Origin of the sequence: Candidatus Enterococcus avicola (assembly GCF_047470845.1) — a bacterium.
In the GTDB taxonomy this organism is placed as follows: Bacteria; Bacillota; Bacilli; order Lactobacillales; family Enterococcaceae; genus Enterococcus_D; species Enterococcus_D casseliflavus.
This window is the reverse complement of sequence record NZ_JBLGTY010000017.1, coordinates 21,369-36,222: the sequence shown is the minus strand read 5'-3', so window position 1 is coordinate 36,222 and position 14,854 is coordinate 21,369. Positions and strand designations below refer to the sequence as shown.

12 protein-coding genes are annotated in these 14,854 nt (G+C 39.6%); 11 read left to right on the top strand and 1 reads right to left on the bottom strand.

From position 1 onward, the window contains the following. Positions 1-105: 105 nt before the first annotated feature. Positions 106-273, top strand: a complete 168-nt coding sequence (locus ACI3E5_RS13210) for a hypothetical protein (RefSeq protein ID WP_498821876.1) — start codon at positions 106-108, stop codon at positions 271-273. Between the two features lie 147 nt (positions 274-420). Here ACI3E5_RS13210 and ACI3E5_RS13205 read toward each other — a convergent pair whose 3' ends face one another. Then, positions 421-1,629 carry an ROK family protein gene (locus tag ACI3E5_RS13205; RefSeq protein WP_171918204.1) on the bottom strand — a complete coding sequence of 403 codons (1,209 nt, stop codon included), beginning with the start codon at positions 1,627-1,629 and terminating at the stop codon, positions 421-423. A gap of 162 nt (positions 1,630-1,791) precedes the next feature. On the opposite strand from ACI3E5_RS13205, the gene celB reads away from it, so the two are divergent. The 10 genes from celB to ACI3E5_RS13155 all read left to right on the top strand — a co-directional run bounded on the left by celB (position 1,792) and on the right by ACI3E5_RS13155 (position 14,807). Then, positions 1,792-3,084 carry a PTS cellobiose transporter subunit IIC gene (celB, locus tag ACI3E5_RS13200; protein WP_171918205.1) on the top strand — a complete coding sequence of 431 codons (1,293 nt, stop codon included), beginning with the start codon at positions 1,792-1,794 and terminating at the stop codon, positions 3,082-3,084. Then, the gene (locus ACI3E5_RS13195; RefSeq protein WP_171918206.1) at positions 3,081-4,970 is read left to right on the top strand and encodes a DUF4838 domain-containing protein; all 1,890 of its coding nucleotides are present in this window, start codon (positions 3,081-3,083) and stop codon (positions 4,968-4,970) included. The genes celB and ACI3E5_RS13195 overlap by 4 nt, the downstream gene beginning before the upstream one ends. A 219-nt stretch (positions 4,971-5,189) precedes the next feature. Beyond that, a complete protein-coding gene (locus ACI3E5_RS13190) occupies positions 5,190-6,080 on the top strand; it encodes a carbohydrate ABC transporter permease (RefSeq protein ID WP_498821873.1) in 891 nt (296 codons plus the stop codon). Beyond that, positions 6,077-6,877, top strand: coding sequence for a carbohydrate ABC transporter permease (locus ACI3E5_RS13185; RefSeq protein WP_171918208.1), 801 nt, complete (start codon positions 6,077-6,079; stop codon positions 6,875-6,877). The genes ACI3E5_RS13190 and ACI3E5_RS13185 overlap by 4 nt, the downstream gene beginning before the upstream one ends. Before the next feature lie 4 nt (positions 6,878-6,881). After that, positions 6,882-8,324, top strand: coding sequence for an ABC transporter substrate-binding protein (locus ACI3E5_RS13180; RefSeq protein ID WP_171918209.1), 1,443 nt, complete (start codon positions 6,882-6,884; stop codon positions 8,322-8,324). A gap of 672 nt (positions 8,325-8,996) precedes the next feature. Beyond that, a complete protein-coding gene (fss3, locus tag ACI3E5_RS13175) occupies positions 8,997-12,224 on the top strand; it encodes a fibrinogen-binding MSCRAMM adhesin Fss3 (protein ID WP_498821871.1) in 3,228 nt (1,075 codons plus the stop codon). A gap of 111 nt (positions 12,225-12,335) precedes the next feature. Further along, positions 12,336-12,650, top strand: a complete 315-nt coding sequence (locus ACI3E5_RS13170) for a YdcP family protein (protein ID WP_498821869.1) — start codon at positions 12,336-12,338, stop codon at positions 12,648-12,650. 12 nt (positions 12,651-12,662) lie between these two features. Further along, entirely contained in the window at positions 12,663-13,037 is a 375-nt protein-coding gene (locus ACI3E5_RS13165; RefSeq protein WP_029487158.1) for a YdcP family protein, read from the top strand. Positions 13,038-13,046: 9 nt separating this feature from the next. Beyond that, positions 13,047-13,391: a hypothetical protein gene (locus ACI3E5_RS13160; RefSeq protein ID WP_498821867.1), complete on the top strand. Its 345-nt coding sequence runs from the start codon at positions 13,047-13,049 to the stop codon at positions 13,389-13,391. 69 nt (positions 13,392-13,460) lie between these two features. Then, a complete protein-coding gene (locus ACI3E5_RS13155) occupies positions 13,461-14,807 on the top strand; it encodes an FtsK/SpoIIIE domain-containing protein (protein ID WP_498821865.1) in 1,347 nt (448 codons plus the stop codon). Positions 14,808-14,854 lie beyond the last annotated feature (47 nt).

Here is a 14,854-nt window from a genome sequence, read left to right as displayed (position 1 = left end):
AAATCCATTCTTTTTGGTCAATAAATATTTCAAAAAGACTTTATAAACAAAGATGTTCAAGCGAGCATCTTATTTTTTCTGCTTATTTTGAAAGGAGAGCATTTCATGCATAAAAATAAAAATGAATTATGTGCATTGACTATTTTGGGTTTGGCTATTCAACCAATTGTTGGAACGATTGATTCAACAATTGCTTTTACTGATTCCAAAAATAGCAATTGTGTATTGCAATTTGTAACATTTATACGTAATAGAAGTCAAGTTTACTATTAAAAAAGCAGTTGATTCTCACATTTTTAATCTAAAAAAATCTGATTTTTTCAGTATTTATGTTTTGTTTTATACTATTAAATCTGCAGTTAGCAAACTGAAGAGAATATTATGAGCTTTCCTATCATTTTGTGTGTCACTTAAATTTTCTTATAGGTACCTATACCCCGGGTGTCGAACGAAGAAGCTAAGAACCGCTAGCGCTGCTGCACCGTGAGAACCTCGGTGTTCATCAAATGGAATAATCTCAATGGCTATATCACGTTTGGTAGGAATGAAGGAGAGCTGTTCTCGTACTGAATTTGTGATCTGTTCTTTAAAATCTTCATGATTCAGTAATTCACTGTTTAGGTAAATTTTTTCAGCATCTTGAAGGATCAATGTATTGGCAATGGAAGTAGCTAGCAATTTTAGCCCTAAATCAATTTGGTTATTCAGATAAATATCTCCGAGTTTGTAACCATTGATGATCGTACTCAGGGAAATTTCGTTGGAAGAATCCACTAAACTTTTCAGCGTCGTGTTGTTAGCGCGGTCAAATAAAAAGCGCGCATTCTTTAATAACCAAGAGTCTGAGATATACGTCTGCAGACAACCTCTTTTACCACATTCGCATTTTGGACCGTTAATATCTACTACTGTATGTCCAATTTCGCCTATGTAGTAATTGTCCTTGAATCCTAGCTGTCCTGCTTGAAAGAAAGAGCAAAACATGCCGGCTCCGATGTGGAAAAAAAGGAAGTTTTCCGGTGTAATGAGAGGATTGAAGAGGTATTCTCCTAGAGCCATACACTCAATATTATTGTCAGCAATAAATGGAAAAGAAAATTCATTTTTTATTTTTGATAAATTAAAATGTTTCCATTGATGATTGTTTGAAATAATGGTTTGCTCTTGACGATCGAAGTGTCCTGGTACGGCGATTCCAGCACCGCAGACTTGTTTTTCGTCTTGACCTTGTAAGACTTCTTGGAGAAGATTCACGATAGTTTCATTAATTTCGGTGGTAACATAATTGTCTATTGAAACAACTGATTTAGCCAAAAAATTCCCAGTCATGTCAGTAACTGTGGCGAAGATACCTTTCATGTTAATCTCTACCCCTACCAATAGTCCTGCCTGATGATTCAGTTGGATGACTTTGCGTTTGCGACCGGAACCGGCTCCACCGTTGATCTCCGCTCCGGTTTCAATGACTGCCTTACGTTCCATTAAGTCTCCCACAATGCTTGTGATAGCGGCTGGTGTCAGTCCGGTTTGTTTAGAGATTTCAATGCGAGATGTTTCCGGAGTTCGGTAGAGGTACTCCAAGACTGTTGCAGCATTTTGTAGATATGTATCAGAAATTTTTTTATGCATACTATACTCCTTTCAAAAACTCTTCATATCCTTATTCTACTCTATAGACGTAAATTTGTATTGTGTTTTATTATTTATTAGTAAAAAATATATCTTTACAAAAAAGCGCTTTCGAGTTATTATTTGTTTATTAAAAATAAATAAAAAGTGAGGTAGAGAAAAATGAAGGGATTTTTGAGTTTTCTCGAAAACAAGTTAGCGCCGTGGGGAGAACGAATTGGTAAGCAACGCCATCTGAAAGCATTGCGAGAAGGGATTATGATGGCAATGCCACTGGTCTTGATTGGGTCATTCTTTGTTTTAATCAAAGATTTTCCGGTACTGGCTTGGACGACATGGCTGAAAACACATTGGGACTTGGCCGGGTTATTGAACACAATGGCCAACAATTCATTTGGTTTGATGGCACTAGTCACAGTTTTCGGTATCGCTTATCGCTTGGCAGAATCCTATAAAACTGACGGGCCATCTGCGGGTGTCTTGGCGTTAGGGGCTTTTCTGTTGATGACTCCCTCAATTGTCGATGAAGCAAGTGCAATTGGGATTCCTTATGGAATGTTGGGAGGCAAAGGAATTTTTGCTGCCATTGTCGTCGGAATGATCTCAGCAGAAATTTATCGTTGGTTTATACAAAAAAATATTACCATTAAAATGCCTGACAGTGTACCGGATGTTGTTAGTAAATCTTTCTCTGCACTGATTCCAGGGGTGGTAATCCTGTTCCTATTTGCTGGTTTGCTGAAAGCTATCGAAGCATTGGGATTGGGTAGCTTGAACAATATTCTTTCCATCATTATTGGAACTCCGCTTGGGTACATTGCTAGCACGCTACCAGGAACATTTGTCGCAGTGTTGCTAAATTCTATCTTCTGGTTCTGTGGCGTTAATGGTGGTCAAGTCGTTGGTTCAGTGATGAATCCACTATGGATTCAATACGCAGATGACAACCGGATTGCTCAGGCAGCTGGAGAAGCGTTACCTCATATTGTAACTGCCCCCTTTATGGACTTGTTCGTTTACATTGGTGGTGGTGGTGCAACAATTGGATTGGCACTGTGTTTGATGTTCTTTAGTAAAAGTAAAGAGTACAAGACACTTGGAAAAGTCTCTGGGATTCCTGCACTATTCAACATCAATACCGCGATTTTATTTACATTCCCAACTGTCTTGAATCCGATTATGTTGATACCATTTGTGATCACACCGGTAGTGAATGCGATTCTAACCTACTTTTCAATGGCATTAGGATTAGTACCATTCACAACAGGAGTCACGTTACCATGGACGACACCTCCAATTATCGGTGGTTTTTTAGCTACAGGTAGCTGGCAAGGAGCTGTACTACAGGTTGTATTGGTGGCAGTTTCCTTCATGATTTATTTTCCGTTCTTCAAAGCTGCTGACCGCAATAATTTAATGGAAGAAACTATGAATACGAAAGAGGTAACAGCATGAGTATCAAAGTATGGTTTGACGAAAAACTCAAAGACTCTGACTTTATAGCAAGTGAGTGCGGCTACTATTTTAAGAACGTCTTTCAAATGGAAACTAAATTGGCAGACTCGGTAACCGAAGCGGATATAATCTTTAGCTTTGTAGAAGACAATACAGCGTTAGATAGTATTGTGATTTCTCTTACTAACGGTAAAGGGCGTATCACAGCGAATTCTGAAGTGGGACTTTTGATTGCTTTGTACCGACTATTCAAGGAGGTTGGGGTACGCTATCTCCGACCTGGACGGGACCAAGAAGTTCTCCCAGTGGTAGATTCTGAAGTTTTCGCCACTATGAAAATTGCCATCCGAGAAACCGCCAGCTTTAAACACCGGGGCGTCTGTATCGAAGGGGCAGATTCCTTTGAAAATGTGCGCAACTTTATTGATTGGTTGCCAAAAATTGGCATGAATTCCTTCTTTATTCAGTTTGAAAATCCCTATTCTTTCTTCAAGCGTTGGTATGAGCATGAGTTCAATCCTTATCTGGAAAAAGAACCATTTTCCAATGAAATTGCAGAAGCCATGAGCGATAAGATTGACCATGAAATTGAAATTCGTGGCTTGCAACAGCATCGGGTAGGCCACGGTTGGACTGGTGAAGTGCTAGGCTACTCCTCCAAGTTTGGTTGGGAATCAGGTCTGACGTTGCCAGAAGAAAAGAAACCACTAGTAGCCGAACTCAACGGTAAGCGGGAGTTATATGATACAGCACCAATCCTTACCAGTCTGGACTTTGCTAATCCTGAAGTCGGCAAGAAAATGGTTGCTTCTATTGTGGCATATGCAAAAGAGCGACAAGATGTGGATTACCTTCATGTCTGGCTTTCAGATGCTCGCAACAACATTTGTGAGTGTCCAGAATGCCAAAAGGATCTGCCGTCTGATCAATATGTTCGAATTTTGAACCAATTGGATGAAGCCCTGATTGAGGCTGGATTGAATACTAAGATCTGTTTCTTGCTGTATCATGAGTTACTCTTCGCACCGAAAAAAGAAACCATTCACAACCCAGAACGCTTCACCATGATGTTTGCGCCGATTACCCGGACTTTCGAAAAGAGCTATGCAGATGTAGATTACGAAAATGGTATCCCGGAACCAAAGCCCTATATTCGCAACCAGATTGTCTTGCCAAATTCCTTGGAAGAAAATCTTTCTTACTTGTTCAGTTGGCAGAATCAGTTTAAAGGGGACAGCTTTGTCTACGATTACCCACTTGGGCGAGCTCATTACGGTGATTTGGGTTACATGAAAATCAGCCGAGTCATCAGCCGTGACATCAAGTATTTAGATAAGCTTCATCTACAAGGATACATTAGCTGTCAGGAATTAAGAGCTGGCTTTCCTCATAACTTCCCTAACTATGTTATGGGAGAAATGCTTTGGAACAAAGAAGCTGATTATGAGGTAGTCTTGACAGACTATTTCAGCCATATGTATGGTGAGGATTGGCAACAAGTTATCGAATATTTAGAACAGCTTTCTCAGTATTCTTCTTGTGATTATTTCAATGCAATCGGACCTCGAGTTGCTCCAGAATTAAGTCTCCGCTATCAAACAGCTACCCACTTAGCGCAAGGAAGTCTGTCACTGATTGAAAAAAATGCCCAGGAGAAGACTGGGATCGTTAAAACACAATGGTTACAGTTAGGCTATCATCGAGAATATACTGAAAAACTTAGCAAAGCATTGGCGTTGTTAAGTGAAGGGCACTATCAGCCGGCTCAGTCAGCTTGGCGGGATTTTCTTGATTTCATTCGTCGCAACGAAGAAAATTTCCAGCCTAACTTAGATGTCTATCGAATCATCGAAGTAGCTAAAAATTATGCTGGTTTTACATTATAATAAAGATATAAGGATTTGACATCTTTTTAATGGTCTAGTCCTTTGTTTCCAAAGCCTTTTCGGATCTCAAATGATTCGTAGAGGCTTTGGGTGTCTTTTACAAAATGGCAGATACTAGGAGTGAAGGTATGTGGCTAACTTCGGATTGATTTTGTTTACTAAACAGCACAAGTCAATTTCGCAGTCTCGTGTGATACAAATGTATGAAAGGAGAATACCATGAAGCCAAGGAACAGCAAAAAATTAATTCGGATATTTTTGATGCCGATGCTGATATTCTATGTTGGGTTTACTATTTATCCATTTCTATTGAATATCTTGTACTCCTTTCTAAATTGGAACGGAATTACCAAGACAGCTAATTTTATCGGATGGGAAAATTACCGGCAGTTAATAGGTAATGGGATTTTTTGGAATGCTGTAAAAAATAGTCTTCTCTATGCCTTGTTCGGCACGACTTTTCAGATTCTAATTTCCTTTCTACTAGCATATCTGGTGGAATTTGGCTCGTTTAAACATAAAAAATTGCTGCGTATTCTCTTTATTTTACCTATCGTGGCAACAACAGCAACGATGGGGATGATGATGAAGAGTTTTTTCAATCACGAAGGTTTACTGAATACCTTTCTGACTAGTATAGGCTTGTCAGCTCAGCCTTTCTTAACAGATCCAAAATATGTTTTTGGAGTGGTGATATTGGTTTCTGTTTGGAAAGAAACCGGAACTCTGTTCATCTACTGGTTAGCGGGGTTTCAGATGGTGTCAGAAGAGGTGGTAGAAGCGGCGAAAATCGATGGTGTTACCACCTTTTCCCTATTGACGAAAATTATCATGCCCATGATCAAGCCGGTGGTAGTTATGATTACCACGGTAACATTTTTGAACTCATTAAAAGTTTTTGATTTGATTCAGACTATGACAGCTGGGGGTCCTTATTTTGCAACTGATGTTTTATCTACTTTTATTTATCGAACGGCCTTCTCTAGTTCATTCGGATCGCCACAACTTAGCTATGCTAGTTCAGCAGCCGTCGTTGCAGTCTTGTTAACGATAATCATGTCATTGATATTTCACTTAATTTCACAGAAACGGAAGGGGGAGGTCTCATGAAAAAAGTGTTGACCTACGCACTTGCTGCACTTTGGATACTGCCTTTTCTGGTAATGTTATTGACCGCTCTTAGTAGCAAAAACACCACGAGTTTTAAGAAATTGTTTGACCTGTCTGCCTTGACATTGAATAACTTTCGACGAGCCTGGACCGAGGGGGCGTTCTCTCGTTACTTTTTAAACACGGTCATTGTGACGTTTGTTTCAGTTGTGATCATCTTGGGGGTGACTGCGCTGGCGGGCTATGTGATGGGGCGTTTTGAGTTTGGTGGCAAGAAGGCGCTGTACCGCGTGATGATCTTATCTATGGGAATTCCCACAATTTTCTTTACTATTCCTGTGTATCAATTATTACGAATGCTTCATGCGGATACCTCAATTATTGGACTAATTTTAGCCGAAATCGGTGGTGGACACATCATCTTCCTTTTGCTATTTGCCAATTTTTTTAAATCAGTACCCTCTGAACTGGAGGAGTCAGCAGTTATTGATGGGGCAACGGAATTTGATGTCTTTTTCAAAGTTATGTTTCCCTTGTCCAGACCGGTTATTGGTACTGTAGCTATCACCCAGTCTATCTGGACATGGAATTCTTTTTTGTATCCTTTGATTCTATCGGTAAATGATCCAACGATACGCACACTTTCTGTCGGGATGTATGCATTTCAAGGGGAAAACATTGTAGACTGGAGTAGTATGGCAGCGGGTGCTTGTATGACGATTTTGCCGATGGTGATTCTCTTTATTTTCTTCCAACGTTACTTTATCAATGGTATTGCTGGCGCAGTAAAGGGGTGAGAATATGAAAAAACTAATTGGTTTAGGATTGGCCGGGTTGATACTCCTAACTGGCTGTGGCGTGAAGATTATACCAACAGATGAGAAAACGGGAACTACCTCGGCAACCATTAAAAAAATCACCACTGCTCCTGATGAAAAGGTCACGTTGAATATTGTGGACTGGAGCGATAGCACTAAAGAAGCTAGAAAACAATTGAACCAGCGATTTGAAAAAGACCATCCAAATGTGACTATCAACTACACTACTTTAACCCAGGCCCAATTCAATGAAACCATGCTTTCAGGCATCCGTTCAGGGAAAGCTCCGGATTTGTTTCCTCTCCCCAGTAATACGGATTTTCAAACTGCTGTCTCTGAAGGGTGGTTTGTATCGCTGAACACTTATCTTGATGAGGACTTTTTCCAGCAGCTGAAGCCGGAAGCCCTGCAGCAGAATATCACTCAGCAGGATGATGATGTCTATCTGTTACCAGAAGCTCAGGAAATCAGCAGTACGCTTATGTTTTATAATCGAGAGTTATTAACGGCTGACGAATTGCAGTTGGTAACTTCCGGTGAGGTGACCTGGCAGCAGTTTCGTGAGATTTGTCAGCGGGTAACTAAAGAGGGAAAAGGTAATGCTTATGGGATAATCACCAGTGGTGCACAGAAAAATCGCGTAGACTTAGAGTTGCGGGCCTTTTCAGAGTTGGCGGGAGCACCTTTAGGACCGGGAGAACAGATTTTTGTACAGCAAGGAAAGACTCTGTATGCTTCAGAAGCAGTTCGACAGGCTTTTGGTTGGTACCAGAAATTGATGACAGATGGTAGCTTCTACCCAGATTCTGCTTCATTGACGGCACCGGAAGCACGGAATCTTTTCGCGGAAGGAAAGGTGGCCTTTATTGTACAAGGGTCCTGGTGTATTCCTGCATGGGAAAGCCAAAATTCCCAATTAGACTTCGGCGTGATGCCACTACCTGTGCCGGAAACCAGCGAGAATAATCGGCAGATTCGACCGTTTACGAAAGGTTGGATGGGAATCTCCGCCACTAGCAAGCATCCTGACGTGGCAGCAGAATATTTAAAGTATCTGTATTCCTATGAGTATCAAAATCAGCTAGTACAGGAAGGGGGATTTGTCTCTATTCGTAGTGATTTGACAGAGACAGACATTTCCAATGAACGGATGCAGGCGTATTACCGACTAGCGGAAGCGCAAAGCCGACCAGTAACAAATCCTGTGATTCGAGATGAAGATTTGCACTTGGTTTACAGTATTATCCAGCCGGTACAACCAGATTTTGGGGATATTGCTGCCGGGCTACTAACTGGTGGAACCGATTATTCTTCACGTTTGAAAAGGTATAATGATCAAGTACAGTTAAATCTAGAACTTGCTGTAGATATTGTTGCTAAGGATTCATCAGTGACATTGGAGGATTTCGAGATAGATGAACCATGAAAGTATAGCTTGAACTATCCGCAATCTAGCGTTATTCTCCAATCGTTGGATTTGTAAGACATGGCTATGCCTGACTCTGAGACAGGTAAGTTCAGGTTCGATACCTGTTACCCTAATCATAAAGATTGTAGAACTGATAGTACCATTTAATTCAATATATAGGCCCAGATCTAGGGTCTATTTTTTATGGGAATTTTTATTTAACTTTTCATCTTTTTATAAAAATAGAAGGTTTCATTTTGCTGTAATTATGAAGCCGTTCAAATAAAAAAATTGGGAATAGGATGGATTTGAATAATGAATTACTACTAATTGAAACAATTAGAGCTACAATTGAATAATAATATAAAAGTCTCAGGTATATGTGTACATCAAAAAGTACCATACATTATATTTAATTTAAAAAATATATATTTTTAAATACAGTGCTCCACGCATATCAAGATTATAACGCTTCTATAAAGAAAATAAGGAGATTAAAAGTTATTTTAATGTGTCATTTCTTATAGACCTCAACTGTGGTAACACGTCAGAATGCAGTTTTAATCTTAAATAAAAATATATGAAGGCATTGAATAGAAATTATTCAATGCTTTTTGTCTGCAAAAATCTCGAGAAATGCGTGGAAAAAGGTAATTATTAAAAGAAAATAATTTGCGAAGGAGAAATGAAATGAAGAATATAAAATTTAAAAATTGGCGACTATATACATCAATAGCTTTGTTGTGTCAAACAATTTGTGGTTCAATTGCACCTAGTATTGCCTATGCCGATGAAATTACCCATCCACAAACTGTAACCGTAAAACTAGATTTAGCGCATCAATATGCTGTTGAAGGAACTTTTAGTGACGGTCGTCCAATGTCAGAAGTCACTGTTCCACATTATGCTGTATACAATGGCGTGAAACAAGATATTTTTTGTATTGAACCAGGAGTTCCGATTTACAATGAGTTCACTCCTGGATATGAGAAAAATCCATTGCCTGATATGCCTGAGAAAGCGAAACTAGTTTCCGTTTTATGGAAGAAAGCCGGTACAGATGTAGATACTCTTATTGTGGCACAGAAGATGATCTGGCAAGAAGTTAACGGTTATACCCTTCACTCAATCAAACGATCGGATGGTAGTGCCGTAAATATCGCAGCCATTGAAGCAAAAATCAATCAAGCCATTGCCGATTATCAGAAAAAACCAAGCTTCCATAATTCCACAGTAAAAGCAGTGTTAGGCCAATCGACCACGGTGACGGATACGAATAATTTGAATTTGTCAGAATTTGATGAAGTTGTGGAAAATACCGCAGACATTGATTATCGTGTAAATGGCAATAAATTGGTAATCACACCTAATGTCAATTCAAAAGAAAATGGTGTGTTGACGCTTAAGAAATCTGCTGGTACAGGAACACCAGTGGCCTATAAGATGGCTGGCCAGCAAACCCTGATGGCTGGGGCGATTGATAAACCGAACACTTACACGGTCAAAATTGATGTGGAAACAGAGGGTTCTTTAAAGATCAAAAAAGTTGATAAAGAATCAGGTGCTATTGTCCCACGAACGGTTTTCCATTTAGACTTTGGAAAAACTTTACCTGCAAAAGATGTGACTACCGATAAAGAAGGCATTGCGACATTGGATGGGATTCCTCATGGTACAAAGGTAACCATTACTGAAAAATCAGTGCCGGCGCCTTATACGGTTGATACCACACCTATGACTGCCACGATTAAAGCAGGCGAAACCATTTCTGTGACTTCAAAAAATACGCGAGAAAAAGGTCGAATCATTCTGGATAAAACCGGAGTTGAAACAGGAAATGATCTTTGGAACGACAATTACTCCTTAGCTGGCAATACGTTTGCCATTCGCAAAGACAGTCCCACTGGTGAAATCGTTCAAGAAATGATCACGGATGAAAACGGTCATGCAGAAACACCAAAAGAGATTGCTAATGCGTTGGAATTGGGAACCTATTATGTGACCGAAACCAAAGCATCTAATGGCTTCGTGAATACTTTCAAACCCGTAAAAGTTGAATTGAAGTATGCCAATCAAACCGTAGCCCTTGTTACGAGTAATGTAAAAGGGCAAAACCAAGAAATCACTGGTGAAACCACTCTGACAAAAGAAGACAAAAATACTGGAGATAAAACACAGGGTAAGGCAGTCTTTGAGGGTGCTGAATACACCTTGTTTACTGCTAAGGATGGAAAAGCGGTTAAATGGAGTGAAGCTTTTAAACCAGAATTAGTGAAGGGAACGAAAGCTTCCGATGAAACGGTCACTTTAACTTTAGACGAAAAGAACCAAGTTGCTGTTAAACATTTAGCCATCAACGAGTATTATTGGCAAGAAACAAAAGCGCCCGAAGGATATAGCCTTGATGAAGCAAAGTATCCTGTATCCATCAAAAAGGTGGATGATAGCGAAAAAAATGCCGTGATTACCCGAGATGTTACGGCGAAGGAACAAGTGATTCGCTTTGGTTTTGATTTCTTCAAATTCGCCGAATCAGCTGCGGAAACTGCCGAAACTGGCTTTAATGATCTGACCTTTAAAATGTCACCATTGGAAGGAACTAATGAAATCACAGGCGCTGAAGATGAAGCGACCACAGCTTATAACGAGCAATTAGGGTTTGATGGTTATGGCAAGTTTGAAAATCTCCCTTATGGGGATTATTTACTTGAAGAAGTAGAAGCCCCAGAAGGTTTTCAAAAGATTACGCCATTAGAAATCCGTTCTACTTTTAAGGAAAACAAAGAAGACTTTGTGAAGAGTGAGTATGTCTTTACCATTACCGAACAAGGCCAAAAACAACCAATTAAAACGGTGACCGTTCCTTACGAGAAACTGACGAACAAAGCATTTTCTGTTAGTTTGAATCGTTTAATGCTCTATGACTTTCCTGAGGAAGAAGATAGTTTGACTTCCCTTGCGACTTGGAAAGACGGGGATAAAGAATTGACTACCCTTGATTCTACCGATCTAGTTGATAAATTGAGCTATAACTTACATGAAATTAAAGAAGACTGGTATGTGGTAGCGCAAGCCATTGATGTGGACGCCACAAAAGCTGCCCAAGAAAAAGATGAAAAAGCCAAACCAGTGGTAATTGCCGAAACAACGGCTACCTTGGCGAACAAAGAGAAAACAGGAACTTGGGAAATTCTGCATAAATTAACCGCGGAACAAGTTTTAGACAAAACCATCGTCTTATTCAACTATGTGTATGAAAACAAGGAAGCCTTTGAAGCGGGCGATGAGCCAGTAGCGAAGGATGCTAGTTTGAATAATCAATCCCAAACTGTCAATTGTGCAGTGGAACGTCATGTTTCCATCCAAACCAAAGCCCACCTAGAAGACGGTTCCCAGACCTTTACTCATGGTGATGTGGTGGATATGTTTGATGATGTATCCATTACTCATGATGTACTAGATGGCTCAAAAGAAGCTTTCGAAACAATTCTGTACGCCTTATTACCAGATGGCACAAACAAAGAAATTTGGAATTCTGGAAAAATTGATTACGAAGTGAATGACAAAGAAATTACTAAAACCGTGTTTGCGGAAAAAGTAGATACAAGTAAATATCCAGAAGGGACAAGTTTTACTTTCAAAGAAATTAACTATGACAAAGATGGAAATATTAATGGAAAACACAATGAAGATTTGAAAGAAAAATCTCAAACCTTAACACCAAAAGAAGTGCCAACCACACCAAGTACGCCGGAACAACCAGAAACACCAACTGTTCCAAGTGACTCTCAAGAATCTAGTCCTACAGTGAAGACATTCCCTCAAACCGGGGAGAAAAATTCCAATGTGCTACTGTTCATTGGCTTTACCTTGATCTTTGCAACGGCTGGCTATTATTTCTGGAATCGCCGGAACTAAGGTGATGAGATGAAACAAGTAAATAGGAAGAACCAACGTGCGCGACCGCCTCCTAAAAAAGTTGTCGCGCTATTTTTGTATCCAAAACTAACAATGAAAAGAGGAAAAAATATGGAATTGAAATTTGTTGTGCCAGATATGGCCGAAACCTTTGGAAAGATAAGTTATGCCGGTGAAGGTGAAATTTTAACAGAAGGATATGGTCGGAATACTACAGTAATTGGTCGTAGTTACCATTTGTATTCCAGTAAACAACGAGCAGATGATATTGAAGTAGTGGTAGCTGCGGAAGCTGGTGAAAAAGATTTTGACCAAGATCAACCACTAAGAGCCGTAAATCCCCACTTGGTTGCCAAAGGGTATGAGATTGAGAATCGTGGGTTTACTGATTACGTGTTGTATGTCGATGATTTAGTGAAAGCATAGGAGGAAAAGAAGATGAGATTAACAGAAGGTATTGTCGTAGATTCAGGATTAACGTTTGGGAAGCTGCGCTTTTCTGCATTACGCCGGGAAGTACGGAAACAAAACGAAGACGGAACGATTAGTAATGAGGTAAAAGAACGAACCTATAATTTGAAATCCTCCGCGCAAGGTCGAATGATCCAAGTTAGTATCCCAGCAAATGTGCCCTTACGCGAGTTTGCCTATGATGCAGAGGTAGAGTTGGTCAATCCAATCGTGGATACGGTCGCCAATTATGTTTTCCGAGAAGGAACTACTGTCAATTGGTTCATTAAGGCAGATGATTTAGTCTTGAAACGACAACCGAATCAAGGAAATCCCACGAACCAAAATGAAGGAAAGAAATAGGTGAAGCGTATGGAAATTAATGTCGAACATATTTTAGATTGTCTCGATCAATATGGCAAAGGTGAGCTAACGGAGAAACAACTCACGAAAGCATTAACCTATGATGAAAAAATGTTTTTGATTATGCATCAAGGATTACTGGAAGTAGGTAACGATGCCAAAGAAGACTTTGATGTACTGGATTGGTTAGGGGAGGAAGAGTCCTTCTTTATGGTTGTCGAGGTAAATGAAAGTTTATGTCGTCAAGCAGAATCTGTCTTGGAAGAAATCGGTGTGGAGATGCCGGATGCTATTGAAGGTTTTTTAACACAATTGGTTGAAACGAAACAACTTCCCGTGTCAGTAAATGACTAGCATGACTTTTTGAAATTGCCCAATAAAATCCTATTGGGCAATTTTCGGTTGGAGGTGGAAACCATCAAAATGTACAAAGGGCATCGCATACGGGCAGGAAATCAGCACTTGGTTTATCACTTTGTTCTTGGCTGGCTAAGTGCCTTATTCATCGGTTGGATGGGCGTCTTTTATTTTCAAGAGCTTAGACAATTTGATCTTTCTAAGTCATCACTTTCTACTATTGAAATCGTTTGGTCTATAAAAGATTTAGCATGTCTACTTGGAAGTCTCGCTCTTGCAGGAGTTATGATGTTACTTTATATTCATTTTTTTCATGATCATTGGCGAAGTCTGTGGCATCGACAAAAGTTGGCTCGGATGATTCTAGAAAACCATTGGTATGAAGTGAAACAAACTCAAAGTGAAGGCTTTTTCAAAGATTTAAATAGTAGTCGGACCAGAGAGAGTATCAGTTACTTCCCCAAAATTTATTATCGAATGAAAGATGGCTTACTTTCTATTCGCGTTCAAATTTCACTGGGAAAATATCAGGATCAGCTTTTAAAGTTGGAAAAGAAGTTAGAAAGCGGACTGTATTGTGAGTTAGTAGAAAAGGAACTCAAAGACTCTTATGTGGAATACACCTTGTTATACGATATGATTGCCAATCGAATTGGAATTGAAGAAGTAGTGGCAGAAAACGGGACTCTGCGATTGATGAAAAATCAAGTATGGGCGTATGATTCTTTACCTCATATGTTAATCGCTGGTGGCACAGGTGGTGGGAAGACCTATTTCTTACTCACCATTATCGAAGCACTATTGAAGTCAGATGCAGAATTGTTTATCTTCGATCCAAAAAATGCGGACCTCGCCGATTTAGGTACGGTAATGCCCCATGTCTATTCACAAAAGGAAGAAATTTCTACTTGCGTGGAAGACTTTTACGAACGCATGATGGCTCGTAGCAAGAAAATGAAAGAAATGCCCAACTATAAAACAGGAGAGAATTATGCGTATCTTGGACTTCCGCCAAACTTTTTAATCTTTGATGAATACGTGGCTTATATGGAGATGTTAACAACGAAAGAAAGTGCGGTGATTTTGAATAAGCTCAAACAAATTGTGATGTTAGGCCGACAGTCTGGTTTCTTCCTAATACTGGCTTGTCAAAGACCAGATGCGAAATATTTAGGAGATGGAATTCGCGATCAGTTTAACTTCAGAGTGGCTTTGGGTCGCATGAGTGAACTTGGGTATTCCATGATGTTTGGAGAAGTTGATAAAAATTTCTTTATGAAACGAATCAAAGGACGAGGTTATGTGGATACAGGAGGAAGTGTGATAAGTGAGTTTTATACTCCTCTAGTGCCCAAAGAATACGATTTTTTAAAGGAAATTTCTAACATTTATTGCAATAGAAAAGTATTATGAAATAGTTCATTTGAAAAAACAGTTAGATTAATTTTCATCTTCACTTT